This window comes from Salipiger mangrovisoli (assembly GCF_015223355.1).
In the GTDB taxonomy this organism is placed as follows: domain Bacteria; phylum Pseudomonadota; class Alphaproteobacteria; order Rhodobacterales; family Rhodobacteraceae; genus Salipiger; species Salipiger mangrovisoli.
In genome coordinates this window covers 278,868-300,047 of record NZ_JADFFK010000002.1, presented here as the reverse complement: position 1 = coordinate 300,047, position 21,180 = coordinate 278,868, and the positions used below count along the sequence as shown (strand labels likewise).

Sequence of the window (21,180 nt, the reverse complement as noted above, 5' to 3'; positions counted from 1 at the left end):
CCTTAACAGAATATCAATGGTGGAAGGGTCAAGGTTGAGCCATTAGGTTGAACCGGGAAAAACCCGAGAACGACGGCCGGACCCGGCCGCGGGCAGGAGGTCCAGGAGTTCCAGATGAGACGTTTGCGCAAAGTGAAGATCGTGGCCACGCTTGGCCCGGCAAGCAATACCTATGAAATGATCCGCACGCTGCATGAGGCCGGGGCGGACGTGTTCCGGCTGAACATGAGCCACGGCAGCCATGAGGACATCACCAAGCTGCACCGCGCCATCCGGCAGGTGGAGAAGGACCTCGACAGCCCGATCGCCATCCTCGCCGACCTGCAGGGTCCGAAGCTGCGCGTGGGCGAGTTCGCCAATGGCTCGGAAGAGCTCGAATGGGGCGAGACCTTCCGCCTCGACCTCGATGACGCGCCGGGCACGGACAAGCGTGTCTGCCTGCCCCACCCTGAGATTTTCCAGGCGCTCGGCGTCGGCGCGCACCTGCTGGTGAACGACGGCAAGATCCGCCTGCGGGTCGAGGAATGCGGCGAGGACTTCGCGAACTGCATCATCGAGGCGGGCGGCACCATCTCCAACCGCAAGGGGGTGAACGTGCCCGATGTGGTGCTGCCTCTGGCGGCGCTCTCCGAGAAGGACAGGCACGACCTCGAGTTCGCCGCGGCGCTCGGCGTTGACTGGCTGGCGCTGAGTTTCGTGCAGCGCCCCGAGGACGTGGAAGAGGCGCGCAAGCTTTGCGACGGCCGCGCCGCGATCCTGTCGAAGATCGAGAAGCCCTCGGCGGTGAAGGCCTTTGACGAGATTCTCGCGGTGTCGGACGGGGTGATGGTGGCGCGCGGCGATCTTGGCGTCGAACTGCCGGTACAGGCGGTCCCGCCGATCCAGAAGCGGCTGATCCGAAAGTGCCGCGCCGCCGGCAAGCCGGTGATCGTGGCGACGCAGATGCTCGAATCGATGATCGAGAGCCCGATGCCGACCCGCGCCGAGGTCTCGGACGTGGCCACCGCGATCTACGAAGGCGCCGATGCGGTGATGCTTTCGGCCGAATCCGCCGCCGGGCAGTACCCGGTCGAGGCGGTGACGACGATGAACAACGTGGCCATCAGCGTCGAGAACGACCCGACCTACACCGAGGTGATCGAGGCGTCGCGCAACATCGCGCGCACCACCGTCGCCGATGGCATCGTTGCCGCCGCCCGCGAGATCGCCGAGACCGCCAACGTCAAGGCGATCTGCTGCTTCACCTCCTCGGGCACGACCGCCGCGCTGGTCGCGCGCGAACGCCCGCGGGTGCCGATCATCGCCATGACCTCGCTGCGTGGCACGGCGCGGCGGCTTTCGCTGACATGGGGCACCAACTGCGTGATGACCGGCGAGCTCGAGCGCTTCAAGCAGGCTGTGGTAAATGCCGCGCGCGCCGCGCGGGCACAGGGCTATGCCGGCACCGAGGATCAGATCGTGGTGACCGCGGGCGTGCCCTTCAACATGTCGGGCACGACCAACATCCTGCGCGTGGCCCCCTGCGACGAGCGGCTGATCTACTCGACCGATCCCGAATGATCGCCCTGCCGCGCCCGCCCTCTTGGGACGGGCGCGGCTTTACTCCGGATTAGGGGGTGCCGATTAGGCTATGCCCGAACGATCTGGAGGCCCCATGCATCCCGCGATTCCCGGCAGCTGGTCCGACGAGAAAAAGCGCCAGGGTGCGGCGCTGCACGGCGTCATCGCTCCGGGGTTCGATCCGATGATTCGCCGGGTTTATGCCGCGGCACTCAACATCGCGCCGGAAGATGTGCCCGCAGAAACAGTGGCGGTCGAGCGGCAGAAGTTCGGCTTCATTCTTCGTGGCGAGTTCTCGCGTGAGTATGCCGCGGTGCAGGCCGGCATCGCCCGCAACCTCATCGAGGCGGGGCTCGACTATCCGGCCTATATGATCGGCTATGCGCACTATCAGGCCGGGATCCTCGGGCTCGTGATGGGCTGTACCACGCCGCTACCCATCGATCTGCCGACCGCGACGGCGCTGGTGCAGCTTGCCACCATGTGCGATGCCGCCGTCACGATCGACCATTTTTTCGCCGCGCAGGCCGCGCGCGCCGCACAGGACCGCGACGCCCTGCTCGATCGGCTGTTCACCGGCATCGGCAGCGACACCGGGGCGCTCGAAACGATGGCCGCCGAGCTGCGCCAGACCTTCGACAGCCTCTCCGAGCGAACGATGACCCAGGCCGCCTCGCTCGAGGAGAACACCGCCTCGCTGACCGAGCTGACCGAAGCCGTCGCCGACACGGCGCGCAACGCCCGCGACTCGGCGCGGTCCGCGGAACTGGCCGATCAACGCGTCCGCGGCGCCCAGGACGAGGTCCGCCGCACCCGTGACGCCATCGCCGAGGTGGATGAAAGCACCGGTCAAATCCGGAACTTCGTCAATGTGATCGACAAGATTGCGCTGCAGACCAAGCTGCTGGCACTCAACGCCTCGGTCGAAGCGGCGCGGGCCGAAGACTATGGTCGTGGCTTCGGCGTGGTGGCCACCGAAGTCCGCGCGCTTGCCGAACAGACCACCACGGCCGCCGGCGAAGTGGCCGCCACGATCAAGGAGATCGTGAGCAGGGTGCAGATCATCTCGCAACGCTCCGACAGAATGGACACCAGCCTCGCCGAGCTGGTCGCGACGATGGCGGCGCTGGTCGCCGGCTTCGCAAGGATCGAGCAGGCCACGGGCGAGCAGAGCGATTCCGTGTCGCAGGTGGGCTCGGTGCAACAGCAGCTCGATACGATCACGCAGGAGAATGCCGCGGCGGTGAGCCGCGCGGCCGACCACATGCGCGCGCTTCAGGCCCGCGTTGCGGCGATCAACAGCAAGATATCCGAGTTTCAGACCGAGACCGTGGCGGGGCGATCCAGCAGCGCGGGACCGCTTCCGCCGCAGCCTGCGCCCCGGCGCAGCGGCGCCGGCGGACAGGCAGCCGCCTGAAGCGCAACGCCCCTCCGCGGCGCGTTTCACGCTTGCAATGGCCGCCTTCGCCGCCTATAGGGGCGCCTCTAACCGCGCGGCCGGCCCATTGCGGCATGCCGAGTCGCGCCTGTACGCACTTCGTTAAGGAGACGAAAATGCCCAAGATGAAGACGAAGTCGAGCGCCAAGAAGCGCTTCAAGGTCACCGCGACCGGCAAGATCGTCGCTGGTCAGGCAGGCAAGCGCCACGGCATGATCAAGCGCACCACGAAATTCATCCGCGACGCGCGCGGCACGACCACGCTGTCGGCTCCCGACGCGAAAATCGTCAAGGGCTACATGCCCTACGACCGCTGATATAGGAGAGCTGAACAATGGCACGAGTCAAAGGTGGTGTCGTCACCCACGCCCGTCACAAGAAGGTCATCAAGGCAGCCAAAGGTTACTACGGCCGCCGCAAGAACACCTTCAAGGTTGCAGCCCAGGCCGTCGACAAGGCCAACCAGTACGCGACCCGCGACCGCAAGAACCGCAAGCGCAATTTCCGCGCGCTGTGGATCCAGCGGATCAACGCGGCCGTGCGCGCGCATGACGAGGCTCTGACCTACTCGAAGTTCATCAACGGCCTGAACCTGGCTGGCATCGAAGTCGACCGTAAAGTGCTGGCGGACCTCGCCGTGCACGAGCCGGAAGCCTTCAACGCCATCGTCGACCAGGCGAAGGGCGCGCTGGCCGCCTGATCGGCGCCAGAGGCTGACTTTCGGAAACGCCGCTCCTTCGGGGGCGGCGTTTTTCGTTTTTCCCGCCTCTCCGGGGGCTCTGCCCCCGCTGCCTGCGGCAGCTCCCCCGGGATATTTGCACCTAGAAGAACGCGGCGGGCGGCGCGCAGGCTTGCGCGCGCGTCCCGCAGCCGGTAGTGGACGGACCCGAAGAAATGCTCGGAAGAGGCCCGGAATGGACGACCTGCGCGACAAGTATATCGACCTGATTGGCAAGGCCGCGGACGAATCCGCGCTTGAGGATTTGCGGGTGCAGGCCGTGGGCAAGAAGGGCGAGATCAGCCTGCAGATGCGCGAGCTGGGCAAGATGAGCCCCGAGGAGCGGCAGCTCATGGGGCCGAAGCTGAACGCGCTGAAGGACGAGATCAACGCCGCGCTCGGCGCCAAGAAGGCGGCGCTGGCCGATGCGGCGCTGAACGAGCGGCTGCAGGCGGAATGGCTGGACGTCACCCTGCCCGGCCGCACAAGGCGTGTCGGCAGCATCCACCCGGTGAGCCAGGTCTGGGAAGAGTGCACCGCGATCTTCGCCGACATGGGCTTTGCCGTCGCCGAGGGGCCGCAGGTCGAGACCGACTGGTATAACTTCGACGCGCTGAACATCCCCGGCCACCACCCGGCCCGCGCCGAGATGGACACCTTCTACATGCACCGCGCGGAAGGCGACGAGCGCCCGCCGCACGTGCTGCGCACCCATACCTCGCCGGTGCAGATCCGCTCGATGGAAGCCGGTGGCGCGCCAACCCGGATCATCTGCCCGGGCCGCGTCTACCGCGCCGATTACGACCAGACCCACACGCCGATGTTCCACCAGGTCGAGGGGCTTGCCATCGACAAGGATATCTCGATGGCGAACCTCAAGTGGGTTCTGGAAGAGTTCTTCTCGGCTTATTTCGGCCGTTCGGTAAAGACCCGCTTCCGCGCCTCGCATTTCCCCTTCACCGAGCCTTCGGCCGAGGTGGACATCCAGTGCCAGTGGAAGGACGGCTCGGTCACCGTGGGCGAAGGCGACGACTGGCTGGAGGTTCTGGGCTCGGGCATGGTGCACCCCAAGGTGCTGCAGGCCGGCGGCATCGACCCCAACGAATGGCAGGGCTTTGCCTTCGGCATGGGCATCGACCGGATCGCCATGCTGAAATACGGCATCCCGGACCTGCGCGCCTTCTTCGATTCGGACCTGCGCTGGCTGCGGCACTACGGCTTTGCGTCGCTGGACATGCCGACGCTGCACGGCGGCCTGTCGCGCTGAGTGCGTCCTGTCGCGCTCAGGCGCGCTCAGGCGCGCTGCGCGAAGATTTCGGGGCCCGGTGCATCAGCGCCGGGCCTTTTCCTTTCCGGATCGCGCGCCATCTTGGCGTTCATGCAGCTTTTCGATCACCGCAACCGCGAGCGCAACGCGGACACGCGGCGCATCTATGCGCTTTTCGAGATGCCCATACGGCGGTGGATTTCGGCGCCGCGCTCTGTTTCACCCTCGGCTCGGTGCTGTTCTTCTGGAAGCAGTATGAGACCGAAGCCATCTGGCTCTTCACCCTGGGCTCGGTGCTCTTCATGGTGAAGCCCTCGCTGCGGCTGGCGCGCGAGATCAAGCTCTGGCGGATGGGAAAGATCGACCGGCTGGCTGAGCGCGAGCGCGGCGACTGAGCGGCTAGCGCCGCGAGGCGAGCCAGGCGAGGCGCACGAAGTTGCGCTCGACCAGCGCCATGGCGGGCGCGCGGGCTCCGGCGGAGCGGATCGAGAGGTCGGTCTCCATCAGCATTCCCAGCGCATCCTCGAGCCGGTCGGCGTTCCAGCCCGAGGCCTGGCGCAGCATGCGGTCGCGGCGCGGGCCGAAGAGCGGCGGACGCAGGCGCTGCACCCCGGCCTGCGGGCCACCCTGCGCCGAGGCCAGCGCGTAGAGCAGGCGGAAGTGGCGCATCGCCATGATCAGCAGGGTGACCGGCGCGACCCCCTGCCCTTCGAGCCGCTGCATCAGCGGGCCGATCTCGGGCGAGCGGCCCTCGGCCACCACGTTGAGGATGTCGTCGAGCTCGGCCTCGATAGAGGCGGGGGCGCAGGCGGCCACCTCCTCGGGGGTGAGCGGTGCGGGATCGTCGAGCTTGTAGAGCCCAAGCTTTTCCAGCACCTGCCGGAAGTCACCCGGCTCGAGCGCGCGGGCGAGGTGCTCGAGCGCGTCGAAGGCAGCGCGGTCAACCCGCGTGAGCCCGGCCTTGGTGAGAGCGGCCTCGATCTCGTCGCGGCCCGGCGGGTCGGAGTAGATGCCGATGGCCAGCGCCTCGGGTGCTGCTTCGAAGAGCTTGCGCAGGGCGGACTTGGCGGTGAGCGAACCGGCGGTGACGATGATCTGCGCATCGCCGGGGCGCCAGTCGGTCAGCGCCGCGCCCATGGTCTTGGCGAGCCCGTCGGAGGCCTCTTCGACGAAGACGACGCGCGGGCCGGGGAAGAAGCCCTGTGCCTTGACCGCGTCGAGCAGCAGGGCCGGGTCCTTGCGCAGCTCGGCCCCGCCCATGCGGGTGAGGCGCATCTCGGCTTCGGCCTCGGGGCCGACGAGGGCGGCGATGATCTCCTGCCGCCTGTGCGCCACGCGCATGGCGTCCTCGCCAAAGAGCAGCACGCCGGAGCGGGTCGGATCCGGCTTGCGGAAGAAGGCCTGTGCGTCGCGCCCGCCGAGTTTCACGAAGCCCCCGTCACTGCGGCAGATCCGCCGCGACGAGCAGCAGCCGGTCGATCACGCGGTCGGCGAGCATGACCATCAGCCGCTCCTCGGCGTCGCGCTCGGCGGACTGGGTGGCGGCGGTGGAGCCGGTGGTGGAATAGCCGGTGAACGAGGAGGTGTCGCCGGAGGACAGCGCCTCGTTCGTCACCGCGTCGCGCAGCGTGAAGGTCGCCGTTCCGATCACCCGGATACGCGTGGTATTGCCGTCGGCCAGAGAGCCGTGGCCGGAGGTCTCGGTTTTCAGCCCGGTGTCGAGCAGGTAGCGCGCGCCGGTTCCGGCGCGGCCGAGGCGCTCCTCGATCCGGCGGTTGTAGAGATAGGCATTGGGCGAGCCGGGATCGGCGAGCGCAATCTGCCCGAGCAGCTTCTGCCCGCCCCCCTGCGGCCCATAGGCCGGGGTAAAGCCGCAGCCCGCGAGCGCGAGCGCGCCGCAGGCTGCAAGCAGGGTTCTTCGATCAGGCGACCACATTGACGATCCGGCCAGGCACAACGATGAGCTTCTTCGGCGCGGCCCCTTCGAGGGTCCGCACCACAGCTTCATGCGCGAGGACGAGTTTTTCAATCTCTTCCTTGGTCATGTCCTTGGGAACGGTGAGTTCGCCGCGGCGCTTGCCGTTGACCTGGATCGGCAGGGTGACGCTGTCCTCGACCAGCATCGCCGCGTCGGCCTTGGGCCATGCGGCATTGGCGATGAGCCCCTCGCCGCCGAGCAGCTGCCAGATCTCCTCCGACAGGTGCGGGGTCATCGGCGACATCAGCTGCGCGAGAACCTTGGCCGCTTCCTTCTTGGCGGCGGCACCCGCCTGCGATTTGCCGAGCACGCCGGTGAAGGCGTAGAGCTTGGCGATCGCCGCGTTGAAGCCGAAGCTCTCGACGCCCATGGTCACGTCGTGGATGGCCTTGTGCATCTCGCGCAGCAGCGCGGCATCCTCGGCGCCGGCGGGCGCATCGGAGGCGGCGATCTCGGCGGCGATGCGGTAGACGCGGGCGAGGTGCTTCGAGGCCGCCTCGGCCCCCGAGGCGGTCCATTCCACGTCACGTTCGGGCGGGCTGTCAGACAGCACGAACCAGCGCGCGGTGTCGGCGCCGTACTGGCCGATGATCGCGACCGGATCGACGACGTTGTTCTTCGACTTCGACATCTTGGCCGAGGGGATGATTTCGACCTCGGTGCCGTCGTTCAGGAAGCCCTTGCCGTCGCGCAGCTCGACCGTTTCCGGGTAGTGGTAGACCGGACGGCCGTCGGCGTTCTTGGTCTGGTAGATCGCGTGGGTCACCATGCCCTGCGTGAAGAGCGCGTTGAACGGCTCTTTCGACTTCTCCGGCAGGTGGCCGGTGATGTTCATCGCACGCGCGAAGAAGCGCGAGTACAGGAGGTGCAGGATCGCGTGCTCGATGCCGCCGATGTACTGGTCGACGTTCATCCAGTACTCGGCCTCGGCCAAGTCGATCGGCGTCTCGGCGCGCGGCGAGGTGAAGCGGGCGAAGTACCAGCTGGAGTCGACGAACGTGTCCATCGTGTCGGTCTCGCGCCGCGCCGGGGCGCCGCAGGACGGGCACGCACAGTCACGCCACGACGGGTGACGGTCGAGCGGGTTGCCGGGCACCGAGAAATCGATCGCCTTGCCGTCCTCGTCGTAGGGCAGGCTGATCGGCAGGTTTTCCTTCTTCTCGGGCACCACGCCGCAGGCCTCGCAATGGACCACGGGAATCGGGCAGCCCCAGTAGCGCTGGCGCGACAGGCCCCAGTCGCGCAGGCGGTACTTGGTCACCCCCTCGCCGATGCCGTTCTTCTCGCAGAAATCGACGGCGGCGTTCACGCCCTCTTCGCCGGTCTGCACCTCGGTCCCGGCGACGAGGCGGGTGTAGCGCACCTTCTCGGTCTTGGCCGGCACGAAGGGCTCGGCCAGGATGTCGATCTCGCCCTCGAGCGGCACGAAGGTCTCGACGATCGGCAGGCCGTACTTGCTGCAGAAGTCATGGTCGCGCTGGTCGTGGCCGGGGCAGCCGAAGATCGCACCGGTGCCGTAATCCATGAGGATGAAGTTGGCGATGTAGACCGGCAGCTCCCAGTTCGGGTCGAACGGGTGACGCACCTTGAGGCCGGTGTCGAAGCCGCGCTTCTCGGCCTTCTCCAGCTCTTCTTCGGAGGTGCCCATGCGGCGGCACTCGGCAACGAAAGCGGCGAGCTCGGGGTTGCCCTGCTCCAGCTCCTTTGCGAGCGGGTGATCGGGCGAGATGCCGACGAAGGAGGCGCCGTGCAGCGTATCGGGGCGGGTGGTGTAGCACTCGATCTTCTCGAAACCAGCGGGGGCCTCGATCGTATCGAAGGAGAACTGCAGGCCGCGCGAACGACCGATCCAGTTCGCCTGCATCAGCTTCACCTTCGCGGGCCAGTCATCGAGCGTGTCGAGCGCGTCGAGCAGCTCGCCCGAGAAGTCGGAGATCTTGAAGAACCACTGGGTGAGTTCCTTGCGCTCGACCAGCGCGCCCGAGCGCCAGCCGCGGCCGTTCTCGACCTGCTCGTTGGCCAGCACGGTCATGTCGACCGGGTCCCAGTTCACCACGGCGTTCTTGCGGTAGACGAGGCCCTTGTCGAGCATGTCGAGGAACAGCGCCTGCTGCTGGCCGTAATATTCCGGATCGCAGGTGGCGAACATGCGCGACCAGTCGAGCCCGAAGCCCAGCGGCTTCATCTGCGCGACCATCGTGTCGATGTTGGAATAGGTCCAGTCCTTGGGGTGACCGCCCGAGGCCATGGCGGCGTTCTCGGCCGGCATGCCGAAGGCGTCGAAGCCCATCGGGTGCAGCACGTTGAAGCCATTCTGCTTCTTGTAGCGGGCGATCACGTCGCCCATCGTGTAGTTCCGCACGTGGCCGATGTGGATACGGCCCGAGGGATAGGGGAACATCTCGAGCACGTAGTATTTCGGCTTGTCGGCCGAGCGGGTGGCCTTGAAGGTCAGGGCGTCTTCCCAGGCGGCCTGCCATTTCGGCTCGATCGTGGCGGGGTCGTAGCGCGACATAATCTCTTGTCCCTCGGAGCGGATGGGTCTTGCCGGGTGATAGGGCAGGCCCCGCCGGACGTCCAGTGCCCCGACCCCTCGCGCGGCTCCGGCGAACGACATTTCAGCAACCTCCGCATGGCAAATTCAAATGCGACGTGGTTTCTACGTGGCTTCGGCCCGCACGCATGGAAAACTGCGATCCGTAGACCAAGATTGTATAGAACGTCATGAAAATACTTTGCATTCACCAGAATTTCCCCGGCCAGTACAAACATCTCGCGCCGGAACTGGCACGGCTCGGGCATGAGGTCACCGCCCTGACTCCCAAGGTCAAGGAGCCGACCCTCTGGAACGGGGTCCGCGTGCTGCCCTACGAGATCCGCGGCAGCAGTACCAAGGACATCCACCCCTATCTGACCGATTTCGAGACCAAGATTCTCCGCGGCGTCAGCTGCTGCAATGCCGCCTTGGCGCTCAAGAAGCAGGGTTTTGCGCCCGACGTGATCCTGGCCCATCACGGTTGGGGGGAGAGCCTCTTTCTCAAGGATGTCTGGCCGCACGCCCGGCTCGGCCTTTATTGCGAGCTGTACCACCGCACCACGCCGGAGTTCCTCGCCTTCGATCCGGAATTCGCGTCACCGGCCTCGATCAGCGACCTGCAGCGCCTGAGGCTGAAGAACCTCAACAACCGCATGCACGAAGAGGTGATGGACGCAGGGATCAGCCCGACCCGCTTCCAGGCCGGCACCTTCCCGGAGAATTGGCAGGATCGTCTCTCGGTCGCGCATGACGGCATCGACACCGAGCATGTGGTGCCCGATCCGGCCGCGCGACTGGAGCTCGACGACGGCACCGTGCTGACCCGCAACGACGAGGTGATCACCTTTATCAACCGCAACCTCGAACCCTATCGCGGGTACCACGTGTTCATGCGCGCCCTGCCCGAGATTCTGCGCCGCCGCCCCAACGCCCGGATCACTTTGATCGGTGGCGACGAGGTGAGCTATGGCGCAAAGCCAACTCAGGGGAAGAGCTGGAAACAGATCTTCATCGACGAGGTGCGCGGACAGATCCCCGATGCGGATTGGGCAAGGGTCCACTTCCTCGGTCGTGTGCCCTACGCGCGCTTCCTGTCGATGATGCAGGTGAGCCGGGTGCACGTCTATCTGACCTACCCCTTCGTACTGAGCTGGTCGCTGCTCGAGGCGATGAGCGCCGGCTGCGCCATCCTGGCCAGCGACACCGCCCCTGTGCGCGAAGTGCTGACCGAGGACGAGACCGGCTGGCTGGTGGATTTCTTCGACCGAGAGGCGCTGGTCAACAGGCTCTGCACCCTGCTCGAAGAGCCGCAGACCCGCGACCGTCTGGGTTCGGCGGCCCGCGCCCATGTCCGCGCAAACTACGACCTGCGCGGCCATTGCCTGCCGAAACACGTGGAATGGGTCACGCGACTTGCAGCGCTGGAGCCGCGCCCGCCGCAGGACTGACACCGTTGCGCAAGCAAAAGGCCCGGTCGATCCACCGGGCCTTTTCAATTCCATTGCGCCGAACCCCGGTCCGGCCGTGCGGATCAGATTTTGCTGTCAACCGCGCGGAGCTGCCGGGCGCGGGTGAGGATCGCATCCTCGACCGCATGCACCGCGGCGGCGCTTGCCGGGCCAGACCGAGTCGTCAGCGCGACGTTGAGCGAGCGCGCATCCAGCGCCGGATCGGAAATGAGGATCGTCGCACGATAGGCGGTGCCGCCGCCCGGCGGCGTGCCGTAGCCGGTGGTGATGACGCCGGTGAAGGGATCAACGCTTTCGACCGGCAGGAAGTCCAGCACCTGCAGCGAGGCATTCCAGATGTACTTGTTGACCGCGCCAACCCGGCCAGCGTCCGGCTTCGCCTTGAAAATGTCCCAGACCGTCGAGTCGGGGGCGCCGCGCCCGTCGTAGACATCGGCTTCCATGATCTCATCGGCAGACCGGGTCTGTACCACCTGGCGCGTCTCGCTCTGTCCGCAGGCAGCCAGACCCAGCGTCACCGCGATCAGGGCAAGGCCCTTAGCAAACCGCTTATATTCCATGAAACCAAAGCTCCTGCCCGTCCGCTTCTTTGCCCCTGCATACCCGTGGGCACCGCGTATCACAAGCCGTCAATCCTTCGGCCCCGCGCCGCCCGCATGCCCTCCGGACCCCGCCGGCTGCGGCCCAAAAGTCCCGTGATATTTTTGTGGCAATTGGGCATCACTGGTTTGCTTCGTGGGCGGCTGCCCCAGCGACGGGTTGCCAGAGCGGGAAGGCAAAGCGCATAGAAGTGGCCATCAAGGCCGGGCTACCCGGATTGGTACGTGCCTTAGAACACATGAGGGAAACAATGAAAAAGATTCTGTTTGCTTCCACCGCGCTGGTTGCAACCGCAGGCATCGCCTCGGCAGAAGTCACGCTGTCCGGTTACGCCGAAATGGGTATCTACAACCCGGGCAAATACGCTGACGTCAAGAACGACGAAGTTCAGTTCTTCACCGATGTCGACCTGACCTTCACCATGTCCGGCGAAGCCGACAACGGCCTGGTGTTCGGCGCGAACATCGACCTCGACGAAGCGCAGAAGCCGTTCACCAACCCCTGGCAGCAGGGCGGTGAGGCACTGTTCGTTTCGTACGGCGGCGCGACCCTGACCATGGGTGACACCGACTCGTCCTACGACAAAGTGGTCCCCGAGATGAACCTCGGCGGCGCAGGCTCGCTGGCTGACGACGAAACCATCCACGCTGGCTTCAACGCCGGTGGCGACTACGACGGCGGCGCGCTGAACGGCGCAGACGGCCAGATCGCTCGCTTCGACTACGCATTCGAAGGCATCACCTTCTCCGCGTCGGCCATGCAGGTTCAGAACGGCTCCAAGCCGGAAGAAGTCGTGAAGTCGACCACCTCCACCAGCGTGGCAGACCTCACCACCGGTGTGGTCACCACCACCTCCACCGACAACTTCTATGCTGACACCGGCGAGACCGTCTGGTCGGCAGGTGTTGCATACAAAGGCGAATTCTCGGGTCTCGACCTGAACGCCGGTGTTGGCTACATCACCCTCGACGAGTTCGCAGAAGTCTGGGGCCTCGGCGTGACCGCGGGCTTCGCAGGCGGCTTTGAAGTTGGCGCAACCTACAGCGACATCAACTTCGAAGACTCCGACGCAGACGGCGAGCACTGGGGTGTGGGCTTCGGCTACTCCATGAACGCTCTGTCGCTCGGCGTGAACTACGGTGAGTGGTCCTTCGAAGGTGCAGACCGTTCGGGCTACGGCATCGCAGTGAACTACGACCTCGGCGGCGGTCTCGTCGCTCAGGCCGGCTACGGCAACAGCGAATACGAAGATCAGGAAGACGACGACACCTTCTCGATCGGCCTGGCAATGTCCTTCTAATCTCACCTGAGATTAGACTGATTAGGGAAGAGCGGGCTCCGGCCCGCTCTTTTCTTTTGCGCCGCCAACGGGCAGAACGGTCCCGGTCAACCTAGGGCCGGAAAGACAAGGGATCCCCATGCTGCCACTCTCGGCCGCACGCAAGGCCAGCCTGCTGGACAAGGTCCGCCCCGCCCTCGCGCAGGGCCGTCTCGGCGAAGCCCGCGCCGCGCTGGAACAAGTGCTGCCGTCAGAACCCGACCGCGGCGATCTGGCCTTCCAGCTCTCGCAGATCTGCTTCGAGCAGGGCGACCGCGAAGCCTGCCTGCGCTACCTCGACCGCGCCGTGGCTCTGGCGCCGGGCCAGCCTCAGGTCACCGCCACCGCCATCGAGCGCTACCGCGCGCTGGACCGGCCCGAGCAGGCGCTCGCCGCCTATGATCGGCAGATCGCGGCCGATCCCAAGGCGATCAAGCCGCGCGCGGACAAGGCACACTACCTGCAACTCCTCGGACGTTTCGACGAGGCGGAGACGTTGTTCCGCGCGCTGATCAAGCGTCATCCCGCCACCCCCGAGCTCTACCGCATCTTCCTCGCCACCAAGAAGCTCTCCGCCGGCGATCCGCTGCTGCGCGCGATGGAGAAGCTCTGGGCGAAACGGGACCTGCCCGACGCGCAGCGGCTGCACCTGGGATTCGCGCTCGCCAAGGCGATGGAGGAGACCGGACAGACCGCCAAGGTCTTCCCCTACCTCGCCCGCGCAAACGCCCTCCAGCGCAAGGCCGCGCCTTGGGACAGCGCCGCGCAGGCGCGCGAGTTCGCCGCCGTGCGCAAGGCGCAGGCGGGGCTCCTCCCCGCCCCCGACGGCGCGCCGCCGCTCCGCCCGATCTTCGTCACCGGCATGCCGCGCTCTGGGACCACGCTGGTCGAACGCATTCTTGCCGCCCACCCCGAAGTCGGTGCCGGGGGCGAGCTCGGGCACGCGCTGAAGCTGGCTTACGGCTATTTCGGCGCCGGCGAGCAGATGCGCCCGATCGCCGAGGAACCGACCGCCCGCGTGAGGGCCTTCGCCGACCACTACCTGCGGCTCGCCGTCCGCGACAGTGGCCACGGCCGCGGCGCGATCACCGACAAGTCGATCCTCTGCCACCTGATCTTCGGCCTGCTCGATCACGCGCTGCCCGCTGCGCGGATCATCGTCGTGCACCGCGACCCGCGCGACATCGCCCTGTCGATCTACAAGAACCACTTCGCGCTCGGCAGCCATCGCTACGCCACCGACCTTGCGGATATCGCCACCTCGATCAAGCGCTTCCGCGCCAATGTCGCGCATTGGAAAACAGCATTGCCGGGCCGCATCCACGAGATCCGCTACGAGGACCTTGTGACCGATCCGGAAGAGCAATCGCGCGCGCTGGTTGCCGCCGCCGGGCTCGACTGGCACCCGGCGTGCCTCGAATCGCACGAAAGCAAGGGCGCCGTGAAGACCCTCAGCGTGAGCCAGGCGCGCCAGCCGATCTACCGCGGCTCGGCCCAGGCCTGGAAGACATACGAAACCGAACTGGCGCCCTTCATCGAGGCCTGGGGAGAAGAACCATGGGACTGAACGACATCAAGGCACGCATCGCCAAGGCCGAGAAAACGGCGGGCCGCATTCCCGGTGCGACACAGCTGATCGCGGTCAGCAAGGTGCAGCCGAATGCCCGCGTCGAGGCGGTTCTGGAGGCAGGCCACCGGCTCTTCGGCGAGAACAAGGTGCAGGAAGCTGCGGGCAAATGGCCCGCTTTCCAGGAGCGCTTTCCGGATGCGAAGGTGCATCTCATCGGCCCGCTGCAAAGCAACAAGGCACGGCAGGCGATGCAGCTCTTCGCGGCAATCCATTCGCTGGACCGGCCCAAGCTGGCCGCCACGCTGGCACGTCTGGCGCAGGAGCTGGGCCACTGCCCGGAGCTTTTCGTGCAGGTGAACACCGGCGAAGAAGCGCAGAAGGCCGGCATCCTGCCCGCTGAAGCCGACGCCTTTATCAAGGAAGTCCGCGCTCTCGACCTGCCGCTGAAGGGCCTGATGTGCATCCCTCCCGTGGACGAGACCCCCAGTCTGCATTTCGCCCTGCTGGCGAAGATCGCCGAGCGCAACGGGCTCGAGGGGCTGTCGATGGGCATGAGCTCGGACTTCGAGCAGGCCATCGCCTTCGGCGCCACCCATGTGCGCGTCGGATCAGCGATCTTCGGCGAGCGCGACCCCGGCTGAGCCCTTGCCCCGCGCCGCGCGCGCGGCGGCGTCCGGCCTGCCTCCGGCGGGGATATTTGGACCTAGAAGAAGCCGCGCGCGCCGCCTCTTCTTCTAGGCAGAAGTATCCCGGGGGGTGAGGCGCGAAGCGCCGAGGGGGGCGGCGCCCCCCTTTCCCTCTCCCACGCGCAGGATAGAGTGCGCCGATGGCAATTCCGGTCGAAACCTTCTTCCTGCGCCCCGGCGATAAGGGCACGCTGCAGGCGCGGATCCAGCAGATGGTGGCCGAGGGCGTGCTCTCGGGCCGTTTCCGCCGCGGCGAGAAGATGCCCTCGACGCGGCGGCTGGCGGCGCATCTCGGAGTCAGCCGGATCACCGTCGCGCTGGCCTATACCGAGCTGCAGGCCACCGACTACCTGACCTCGCGCGACCGCTCGGGCACCTACATCTCCGAGGGCGCGCCGGAGCCGCCGGATTTCCCCGAGACGCCGCGCGCCGAGCGGGTCGACTGGCAGCGCGCCATGGGGCGGCGCTTCGCGGCGGGGGCGGTGCCCGTGCGGCCCGCCGACTGGGCTTCCTACCGCTATCCTTTCATCTACGGGCAGGCCGATCCCAAGCTCTTCGACCATGCCAACTGGCGGCTCTGCGCGGTGCAGGCGCTGGGGGCGCGCGATTTCGGCGCGCTGACCCAGGACTATTACGACCGCGACGACCCGCAGCTCGTGGAGTTCCTCGCGCGCCAGACCCTGCCCCGGCGCGGCATCCAGGCCCGGCCCGAGGAAATCCTGATCACCCTCGGCGCGCAGAACGCGCTCTGGCTGGCCAGCCAGATCCTGCTGTCGCGCGGGCGGCGGGCCGCGGTCGAGGATCCCTGCTACCCGGCGCTGCGGGTGCTGCTGGGCCAGACCGGCTGCGCGCTCTCGCCGATTGCCGTCGATGCGCAGGGGCTGCCGCCCGAAGCGGTGCCCGAGGGCACCGACGTGATCTTCACCACCCCGAGCCACCAGTGCCCCAGCGGAGCCACCCTGCCGCTGACCCGGCGGCATGCGCTGCTCGAACGGGCGCGGGCGCTCGAAGCGGTGATCGTCGAGGACGACTACGAGTTCGAGATGGCCTATCTCCAGCCTCCCACCCCGGCGCTCAAGAGTCTCGATGGCGACGGGCGGGTGGTCTACGTCGGCAGCTTCTCGAAGTCGCTCTTTCCCGGCCTGCGGCTCGGCTACCTTGTCGGCGCCGAGCCCTTCATCCGCGAGGCCCGCGCCCTGCGCGCCTCGGTGCTGCGGCACCCGCCGGGGCACATCCAGCGCACCGCTGCCCATTTTCTGAGCCTTGGCCACTACGACAGCCTGGTCCGTCGAATCGGGCGGGCGCTGGGGCAGCGGCGGCAGGTGATGGAAGAGGAGATCGCCCGCAACGGGCTGGACGTGGCCGGGGTTGCCGCGCATGGCGGCTCGTCCTTCTGGATGCGCGCGCCCGAGGGGATCGATACCGACCGGCTTTCGGCCGAGCTGCAGCGGGACAGCGTGCTGATCGAGCCCGGTGGCCCGTTTTTCCAGCGCCCCGATACGCCGCGGAATTTCTACCGCCTGGGTTATAGTTCGATCGCCTCGGAGCGCATCCCCGAGGGCATCGCCCGCATTGCACAGGCGCTTGCACGTCCCCGCAGTCGGGGCTAGGGCTTTGCCCATGCGGACCATCCGGGATTACCAGTCAACCGAGCCTCGCGACCGGGGCGCCAGCGTCGCCATCGGCAATTTCGATGGCGTGCATATCGGCCATCGAGCGGTGATCGAACTGGCCCGAGAGAAAGGCAACGGCGCGCCCTTCGGCGTGTTGACCTTCGAGCCGCACCCGCGGGAGTTCTTCGCCCCCGACGCGCCGCCCTTCCGCCTGATGTCGGCCAAGGCCCGCGCCTCGCGGCTGGAGAAACTGGGGGTCGAGCGGCTCTACGAGCTGCCCTTCGACGCCGCGCTGGCGGCGCTTACGCCTGAGCAATTCGCGCGCGCGGTGCTGGTTGACGGGCTCGGCCTGAGCCACGTGGTGGTCGGCGCCGATTTCTGCTTCGGCAAGGGCCGCAAGGGCACGGTCGCGGACCTGCGGCGGTTCGGCGACGAGATGGGCTTTGGCGTGACCGTGGCAGAGCTGCTCGGCACCGCGGGCAGCGAGATCAGCTCCACCGCGATCCGCCGGGCGCTGTCGGAAGGCGACCCGCGCGCCGCGCAGGCGCAGCTCGGGCACTGGCACCGCATCGAGGGCGAGGTGATCGGCGGCCACCAGCTGGGCCGCAAGCTCGGCTACCCCACCGCCAACATGAGCATCGACGGTCTGCACCCGCCGCGCTTCGGCGTCTACGCCGTGCTGGTGGACGTGCTGACCGGTCCGCACCGCGGCAGCTACCACGGCGTGGCCTCGCTGGGGGTGCGCCCGATGTTCGGCGAGAACAGCGCCAACCTCGAAACCTTCCTGTTCGATTTTTCCGGCGATCTCTACGGCGCCGTGCTGTCGGTCGGTCTGGTCGAGTTCCTTCGCCCCGAGCTGAAGTTCGACGGGCTCGAGGCGCTGGTCGCCCAGATGGACCGCGACAGCGCCGAGGCCCGCCGCATCCTGGACGCGCCATGACCGACCATATCGACCGCAAGGGGCTGACCCCGCGCTTCTGGGAAAAGAAGCCGCTCACCAAGCTGAACGACAAGGAGTGGGAGGCGCTCTGCGACGGCTGCGGCAAGTGCTGCCTCAACAAGCTCGAGGACGAGGAGACCGGCGAGGTCGCGCTGACCTGCGTGTCCTGCCGTCTGCTCGACGACCAGTCCTGCCTCTGCTCCAATTACGAGATCCGGCACCAGTTCGTGCCGGAATGCATCGTCCTGCGCCCCGACAACATCGACCAGCACGCCTACTGGATGCCCGAGACCTGTGCCTATCGCCTCTTGTGGCAGGGCAAGCCGCTCTACGACTGGCACCCGCTGATCTCGGGTGATCCCGAGAGCGTGCATGCCGCCGGCGTGTCGATGCGCGGCCGCACCGTGCCCGAGTTCGAGGTCGGCGAGGACGACTGGGAAGACTACATCATCGAGGAGCCCACCTGATGTTCTTTGCCTCCGACAATTCCGGCCCCGTCCCTCCGCAGGTGCTCGAGGCGATGGCCCGCGCCAACCAGGGCCACACCTCGGGCTACGGGTCGGACGCGCTGTCGCTGCAGGTTGCGGATCGCATCCGCGACCTCTTCGAGGCCCCCGCGGCCGCGGTCTACCTCGTGCCCACCGGCACCGCGGCGAACTCGCTGGCGCTGGCGACGCTCTGCCCGCCCTATGCGACGGTGTTCTGCTCGCCGGTCGCCCACATCCACGAGGATGAATGCAACGCGCCGGAGTTCTACTCCGGCGGCGCCAAGCTGACGCTGGTCAAGGGCGGCGACCGGATGACCCCCGAGGCGCTTAGGGCGGCCATCGAGGGCGAGGGCAACCGCGGCGTACACGGGCCCAAGCGCGGGCCGGTGTCGATCACCCAGCTCACCGAGAAGGGCAACTACTACACGCTCGAAGAGCTGCGCGCGCTGACCGCCGTGGCCCGCGAGTATGGCCTGTCCGTGCACCTCGACGGGGCGCGCTTTGCCAATGCCGCGGTGAAGCTCGGCGTCACCCCGGCCGAGATGAGCTGGAAATCCGGTGTCGACATCTGCGTCTTCGGTGGCACCAAGAACGGGCTGATGGGCGTCGAGGCGGTGGTGATCTTCGATCCCGAGCTGGCGCTGGAATTCGAGTACCGCCGCAAGCGCGGCGCGCATCTCTTCTCCAAGCACCGCTACCTCGCGGCGCAGATGGATGCCTACCTCGAAGGCGACCTCTGGAAGGAGCTGGCGCAAAAGGCCAACGCGCGCTGCGACCAGCTGCTGCAGGGCCTCAAGGGACTCGGGCTGACGGTGCACAACGACACCCATGCCAACATGATCTTCTTCGAGATGCCGCGCGCCGCACACCGCAGGGTGCTCGAGGCCGGGGCGGTCTACTACCCGTCGGGCGATCTTGAAGGAGATGATGACGAGCTGCTCACCGGTCGGCTGGTCTGCGACTGGTCGCTGCAGCCCGCGGATGTCAGCGCCTTCCTCGACCTGCTGCGCGACGCGGCCTGACCCGGCCCAAGCCTTTTCCAAGTAGCGTGCAAGAGCCTCCGAGGGCTCTTGCCCCCGCCTCTGGAGGTCAGTTCAGCTGGAAATGCAGCTCGTAGCTGCCATCGACGAAGGCTCCGAAAAGATCGGGAATGTCGGGGTGCTCCACGGGTTCGCCGGAATAGTCGGCGACCAGGTTCTGCTCGGAGACATAGGCGACGTAGAAGCTCTGATCGTTCTCGGCCAGAAGGTGGTAGAAGGGCTGCTCACGGCGCGGGCGCGAGTCCTCGGGGATGGCCTGGTACCATTCCTCGGTGTTGTTGAACTCCGGGTCGACATCGAAGACCACGCCGCGGAACGGGTGCTTGCGATGGCGGACGACCTGGCCCAGATGGTATTTTGCGCGCGCTGTGTGCATGTTCACCTCTGAGAACAATTTTTGACATTTTTAGGGCATCTTGTCCAACACCCAGCCGGGCATGGCTGGAAACACACTGTGGACCCCGCGCCTACAGTTTGGCGGATATCCGCCGTGTCCCATTGAAAGAATTGTGATTCCAACGCGGCTGGCTTTGCGGTAAAATCCCTGTCAACAAAAGCTAAAAAACGTCCAGAAGAGCAGAAAAAAAGCGAGAGGCAGATGAGCAGATGGCTTCGCGCGGCGACGCTGGTGTTGCTGGCCGCGTCCTGCGGAGGTGGCGGTGCAGGCCGCGCCCCGAACAACCTGGAAGACGCATGCGCCATCATCCGTGAGCGCCCGCAGTATATCCGCGCGTTCCGCGACGCGGAGCGCAAGTGGGGCGTGCCGGTGCACGTGCAGATGGCGACGATCTACCAGGAAAGCAAGTTTATCTCGGACGCGCGGACCCCGTTCCGCTACGCGCTCGGGGTGATTCCCTATGGCCGGCAAAGCTCGGCCTTCGGGTACAGCCAGGCGCTGGACGGCACCTGGGATGAATACCTCAAGGAAACCGGCCGTTGGCGTGCCGACCGCGACGACATCCGCGACGCCACGGATTTCATGGGCTGGTACATGGCCGGCAGCCGCGATCGGCTGGGAATCAGCCTGCGCGATGCGCGCAACCAGTACCTCGCCTACCACGAGGGGCGCGGCGGCTTTTCGCGCGGCACCTACAACGGCAAGTCTTGGCTGATGCGCGTGGCCGAGGACGTGGGCAACCGCGCCGTCGTCTACGAGGTCCAGTTGGCCAACTGCCGGCAGGCGCGCCGCTGGTGACCTCGAGCCGGTGACAGCAAAAAGGCCGGGCATCACGCCCGGCCTTTCCCTTCTGTGCACGCGGCTCCGATCGGCCGGGCGTCACTTCACCCGGTTCACGTCGAAGACCGAGTTCGGCAGCTCGGCATCGTCGAGCGCGCCCAGGACCACGGTGGTCTTGCTGCCATTGCCGTCGGTGATCACCCATTGCCGCAGCTGCACCGGGTTGCCGGTGAACTTCATCTGGATCGAGCCGCGATCGGGGTGATCCGGATCCTGCGCCGTCACCGTGGTGGCGGTGCCGTCGTAGCCATGCCCGGTCACCATGCCGGCACGCCCCAGGTTGACGTTGCGCGCGAGGATGATCGACAGCGGCGTCTGGCTCAGCGGGTAGGTTTCGGGCTGGCCGCCGAGCTTCTTGTCGAAGACATAGACCGCCCCCGCCCAGGCCAGCACCAGCGCCTGGTCCGGCGGGTTATACTCGAAGCGCACCTTGCCCGGCCGCTTGATCGAGATCGTCCCGGTCGAGATCGAGCCGTCGCCGTTGATCTGGGTGAACTGCCCCTTCGCCGACTGGATCGAATTCAGGTACTGCGAAACTTCGCCCAGCGACAGCTTCTGTGCCGCTGCCGGCAGCGTGGTGAGCACAAGCGCCGTGAGCGCGGCGATGAATGTGCGGATCATATGCGTCGTCCTTCTGCTCTTTGTCTGCCGATCTGTCGCATGCCGCGCGTCGGATATGCGATATCAGGCAAGCGTCGATGCCTATCTAGGGCGCGCGGCGG

At 66.7% G+C, this 21,180-nt stretch carries 21 protein-coding genes; 15 read left to right on the top strand and 6 right to left on the bottom strand.

What is annotated here, in order from left to right; all coding sequences use genetic code 11:
• Positions 1–114 precede the first annotated feature (114 nt).
• The 6 genes from pyk to IQ782_RS04765 all read left to right on the top strand — a co-directional run bounded on the left by pyk (position 115) and on the right by IQ782_RS04765 (position 5,378).
• Entirely contained in the window at positions 115–1,560 is a 1,446-nt protein-coding gene (gene pyk, locus IQ782_RS04790; protein ID WP_194133472.1) for a pyruvate kinase, read from the top strand.
• A gap of 94 nt (positions 1,561–1,654) precedes the next feature.
• Positions 1,655–2,977, top strand: a complete 1,323-nt coding sequence (locus IQ782_RS04785; RefSeq protein ID WP_194133471.1) for a methyl-accepting chemotaxis protein — start codon at positions 1,655–1,657, stop codon at positions 2,975–2,977.
• A 137-nt stretch (positions 2,978–3,114) separates the two neighbouring features.
• Positions 3,115–3,315 carry a 50S ribosomal protein L35 gene (rpmI, locus tag IQ782_RS04780; RefSeq protein ID WP_092426082.1) on the top strand — a complete coding sequence of 67 codons (201 nt, stop codon included), beginning with the start codon at positions 3,115–3,117 and terminating at the stop codon, positions 3,313–3,315.
• A gap of 17 nt (positions 3,316–3,332) precedes the next feature.
• Positions 3,333–3,698: a 50S ribosomal protein L20 gene (rplT, locus tag IQ782_RS04775; protein ID WP_066102884.1), complete on the top strand. Its 366-nt coding sequence runs from the start codon at positions 3,333–3,335 to the stop codon at positions 3,696–3,698.
• Positions 3,699–3,912: 214 nt separating this feature from the next.
• Entirely contained in the window at positions 3,913–4,983 is a 1,071-nt protein-coding gene (pheS, locus tag IQ782_RS04770; protein WP_194133470.1) for a phenylalanine--tRNA ligase subunit alpha, read from the top strand.
• Between the two features lie 194 nt (positions 4,984–5,177).
• Positions 5,178–5,378: a YrhK family protein gene (locus IQ782_RS04765; protein WP_338092549.1), complete on the top strand. Its 201-nt coding sequence runs from the start codon at positions 5,178–5,180 to the stop codon at positions 5,376–5,378.
• Positions 5,379–5,382: 4 nt separating this feature from the next.
• Here IQ782_RS04765 and holA read toward each other — a convergent pair whose 3' ends face one another.
• Genes holA through leuS form a run of 3 tightly spaced genes read right to left on the bottom strand, consistent with a single transcriptional unit; the run spans position 5,383 to position 9,476 of the window.
• Complete coding sequence (holA, locus tag IQ782_RS04760) at positions 5,383–6,411, bottom strand: DNA polymerase III subunit delta (protein ID WP_194133469.1); 1,029 nt, start codon at positions 6,409–6,411, stop codon at positions 5,383–5,385.
• A 10-nt stretch (positions 6,412–6,421) separates the two neighbouring features.
• On the bottom strand, positions 6,422–6,919 hold the full coding sequence (lptE, locus tag IQ782_RS04755) for an LPS assembly lipoprotein LptE (RefSeq protein WP_194133468.1): 498 nt from the start codon (positions 6,917–6,919) through the stop codon (positions 6,422–6,424).
• Positions 6,906–9,476 carry a leucine--tRNA ligase gene (gene leuS / locus IQ782_RS04750; protein WP_194133467.1) on the bottom strand — a complete coding sequence of 857 codons (2,571 nt, stop codon included), beginning with the start codon at positions 9,474–9,476 and terminating at the stop codon, positions 6,906–6,908. Before leuS ends, lptE begins: the two co-directional genes overlap by 14 nt.
• Before the next feature lie 209 nt (positions 9,477–9,685).
• Here leuS and IQ782_RS04745 point away from each other — a divergent pair, with 209 nt between their 5' ends.
• Entirely contained in the window at positions 9,686–10,945 is a 1,260-nt protein-coding gene (locus IQ782_RS04745) for a glycosyltransferase family 4 protein (RefSeq protein WP_194133466.1), read from the top strand.
• 83 nt (positions 10,946–11,028) lie between these two features.
• Here the strand turns inward: IQ782_RS04745 and IQ782_RS04740 are convergent, their stop codons facing one another.
• Positions 11,029–11,526, bottom strand: coding sequence for a DUF3576 domain-containing protein (locus IQ782_RS04740; protein WP_194133465.1), 498 nt, complete (start codon positions 11,524–11,526; stop codon positions 11,029–11,031).
• Positions 11,527–11,816: 290 nt separating this feature from the next.
• On the opposite strand from IQ782_RS04740, the gene IQ782_RS04735 reads away from it, so the two are divergent.
• The 7 genes from IQ782_RS04735 (at position 11,817) to IQ782_RS04705 (ending at position 19,203) form a co-directional block, all read left to right on the top strand.
• The gene (locus tag IQ782_RS04735) at positions 11,817–12,866 is read left to right on the top strand and encodes a porin (protein ID WP_194133464.1); all 1,050 of its coding nucleotides are present in this window, start codon (positions 11,817–11,819) and stop codon (positions 12,864–12,866) included.
• A 118-nt stretch (positions 12,867–12,984) separates the two neighbouring features.
• The gene (locus tag IQ782_RS04730; protein WP_194133463.1) at positions 12,985–14,451 is read left to right on the top strand and encodes a tetratricopeptide repeat-containing sulfotransferase family protein; all 1,467 of its coding nucleotides are present in this window, start codon (positions 12,985–12,987) and stop codon (positions 14,449–14,451) included.
• Entirely contained in the window at positions 14,442–15,095 is a 654-nt protein-coding gene (locus IQ782_RS04725; RefSeq protein ID WP_194133462.1) for a YggS family pyridoxal phosphate-dependent enzyme, read from the top strand. Before IQ782_RS04730 ends, IQ782_RS04725 begins: the two co-directional genes overlap by 10 nt.
• A 185-nt stretch (positions 15,096–15,280) precedes the next feature.
• A complete protein-coding gene (pdxR, locus tag IQ782_RS04720; RefSeq protein WP_194133461.1) occupies positions 15,281–16,750 on the top strand; it encodes a MocR-like pyridoxine biosynthesis transcription factor PdxR in 1,470 nt (489 codons plus the stop codon).
• A gap of 10 nt (positions 16,751–16,760) precedes the next feature.
• Positions 16,761–17,693 carry a bifunctional riboflavin kinase/FAD synthetase gene (locus IQ782_RS04715; RefSeq protein WP_194133460.1) on the top strand — a complete coding sequence of 311 codons (933 nt, stop codon included), beginning with the start codon at positions 16,761–16,763 and terminating at the stop codon, positions 17,691–17,693.
• Positions 17,690–18,160, top strand: a complete 471-nt coding sequence (locus tag IQ782_RS04710; protein WP_194133459.1) for a YcgN family cysteine cluster protein — start codon at positions 17,690–17,692, stop codon at positions 18,158–18,160. Before IQ782_RS04715 ends, IQ782_RS04710 begins: the two co-directional genes overlap by 4 nt.
• Positions 18,160–19,203 (top strand): threonine aldolase family protein, encoded by a 1,044-nt coding sequence (locus IQ782_RS04705; protein WP_194133458.1) that lies wholly within the window; start codon positions 18,160–18,162, stop codon positions 19,201–19,203. The genes IQ782_RS04710 and IQ782_RS04705 overlap by 1 nt, the downstream gene beginning before the upstream one ends.
• 67 nt (positions 19,204–19,270) lie before the next feature.
• Here IQ782_RS04705 and hspQ read toward each other — a convergent pair whose 3' ends face one another.
• The gene (gene hspQ, locus IQ782_RS04700; RefSeq protein WP_194133457.1) at positions 19,271–19,597 is read right to left on the bottom strand and encodes a heat shock protein HspQ; all 327 of its coding nucleotides are present in this window, start codon (positions 19,595–19,597) and stop codon (positions 19,271–19,273) included.
• A 222-nt stretch (positions 19,598–19,819) separates the two neighbouring features.
• On the opposite strand from hspQ, the gene IQ782_RS04695 reads away from it, so the two are divergent.
• Positions 19,820–20,416, top strand: coding sequence for a transglycosylase SLT domain-containing protein (locus IQ782_RS04695; protein ID WP_194133456.1), 597 nt, complete (start codon positions 19,820–19,822; stop codon positions 20,414–20,416).
• A gap of 81 nt (positions 20,417–20,497) precedes the next feature.
• Here the strand turns inward: IQ782_RS04695 and IQ782_RS04690 are convergent, their stop codons facing one another.
• Positions 20,498–21,079 (bottom strand): LolA family protein, encoded by a 582-nt coding sequence (locus IQ782_RS04690; protein WP_194133455.1) that lies wholly within the window; start codon positions 21,077–21,079, stop codon positions 20,498–20,500.
• Positions 21,080–21,180 lie beyond the last annotated feature (101 nt).

What these genes read in the sequence shown, in the direction of transcription:
- IQ782_RS04715 (WP_194133460.1), top strand. Translation starts at nt 16,761, where the DNA reads ATGCGGACCATCCGGGATTACCAGTCAACCGAGCCTCGCGACCGGGGC.
- IQ782_RS04710 (WP_194133459.1), top strand. Translation starts at nt 17,690, where the DNA reads ATGACCGACCATATCGACCGCAAGGGGCTGACCCCGCGCTTCTGGGAA.
- hspQ (WP_194133457.1), bottom strand. Translation starts at nt 19,597, where the DNA reads ATGCACACAGCGCGCGCAAAATACCATCTGGGCCAGGTCGTCCGCCAT.
- IQ782_RS04785 (WP_194133471.1), top strand. Translation starts at nt 1,655, where the DNA reads ATGCATCCCGCGATTCCCGGCAGCTGGTCCGACGAGAAAAAGCGCCAG.
- IQ782_RS04705 (WP_194133458.1), top strand. Translation starts at nt 18,160, where the DNA reads ATGTTCTTTGCCTCCGACAATTCCGGCCCCGTCCCTCCGCAGGTGCTC.
- IQ782_RS04690 (WP_194133455.1), bottom strand. Translation starts at nt 21,079, where the DNA reads ATGATCCGCACATTCATCGCCGCGCTCACGGCGCTTGTGCTCACCACG.
- rplT (WP_066102884.1), top strand. Translation starts at nt 3,333, where the DNA reads ATGGCACGAGTCAAAGGTGGTGTCGTCACCCACGCCCGTCACAAGAAG.
- pyk (WP_194133472.1), top strand. Translation starts at nt 115, where the DNA reads ATGAGACGTTTGCGCAAAGTGAAGATCGTGGCCACGCTTGGCCCGGCA.
- IQ782_RS04730 (WP_194133463.1), top strand. Translation starts at nt 12,985, where the DNA reads ATGCTGCCACTCTCGGCCGCACGCAAGGCCAGCCTGCTGGACAAGGTC.
- IQ782_RS04740 (WP_194133465.1), bottom strand. Translation starts at nt 11,526, where the DNA reads ATGGAATATAAGCGGTTTGCTAAGGGCCTTGCCCTGATCGCGGTGACG.
- IQ782_RS04745 (WP_194133466.1), top strand. Translation starts at nt 9,686, where the DNA reads ATGAAAATACTTTGCATTCACCAGAATTTCCCCGGCCAGTACAAACAT.
- IQ782_RS04725 (WP_194133462.1), top strand. Translation starts at nt 14,442, where the DNA reads ATGGGACTGAACGACATCAAGGCACGCATCGCCAAGGCCGAGAAAACG.
- lptE (WP_194133468.1), bottom strand. Translation starts at nt 6,919, where the DNA reads ATGTGGTCGCCTGATCGAAGAACCCTGCTTGCAGCCTGCGGCGCGCTC.
- rpmI (WP_092426082.1), top strand. Translation starts at nt 3,115, where the DNA reads ATGCCCAAGATGAAGACGAAGTCGAGCGCCAAGAAGCGCTTCAAGGTC.
- pdxR (WP_194133461.1), top strand. Translation starts at nt 15,281, where the DNA reads ATGGCAATTCCGGTCGAAACCTTCTTCCTGCGCCCCGGCGATAAGGGC.
- IQ782_RS04735 (WP_194133464.1), top strand. Translation starts at nt 11,817, where the DNA reads ATGAAAAAGATTCTGTTTGCTTCCACCGCGCTGGTTGCAACCGCAGGC.
- IQ782_RS04695 (WP_194133456.1), top strand. Translation starts at nt 19,820, where the DNA reads ATGAGCAGATGGCTTCGCGCGGCGACGCTGGTGTTGCTGGCCGCGTCC.
- pheS (WP_194133470.1), top strand. Translation starts at nt 3,913, where the DNA reads ATGGACGACCTGCGCGACAAGTATATCGACCTGATTGGCAAGGCCGCG.
- leuS (WP_194133467.1), bottom strand. Translation starts at nt 9,476, where the DNA reads ATGTCGCGCTACGACCCCGCCACGATCGAGCCGAAATGGCAGGCCGCC.